Here is a 396-nt window from a genome sequence, read left to right as displayed (position 1 = left end):
ACTTCCTCAAGCGTCAATCCGGGTATCTCTGGTGCTTGCCATGCTTCGTTTTCTACCGAGAACATCACTTGGAACAAAGGAGAATGACTCAAATGACGATCTGGCGCTACTTCTTCCACTACCCGTTCAAAGGGAACAGACGAATGAGCATAGGCTTCGATGGCAGTGGTTTTCACCCGCTCTAACACTTCGTTCCATGTCGGTTCTCCCGACAAATCATTGCGAAACACCAAAGTATTGACAAAAAATCCGATGAGCCCTTCCCATTCTGTTTGCGATCGTCCCGCGATCGGACTTCCTACTGCCACATCAGCAGCTCCGGTATATCGAGACAATAACGTTTGAAATACGGTCAAGGCCGTCATAAAAAACGTCATCCCATGCTGCTGGGACACC

1 protein-coding gene is annotated in these 396 nt (G+C 48.7%); it reads right to left on the bottom strand.

What is annotated here, in order from left to right; all coding sequences use genetic code 11:
• The coding region (locus tag AC5WOF_RS19410; protein ID WP_496051590.1) for a condensation domain-containing protein at positions 1-365 on the bottom strand (365 nt) is incomplete at its 3' end.
• Positions 366-396 lie beyond the last annotated feature (31 nt).

This window comes from Shimazuella sp. NTD250, from assembly GCF_059510375.1.
This window is presented reverse-complemented; position numbering and strand designations above follow the sequence as displayed.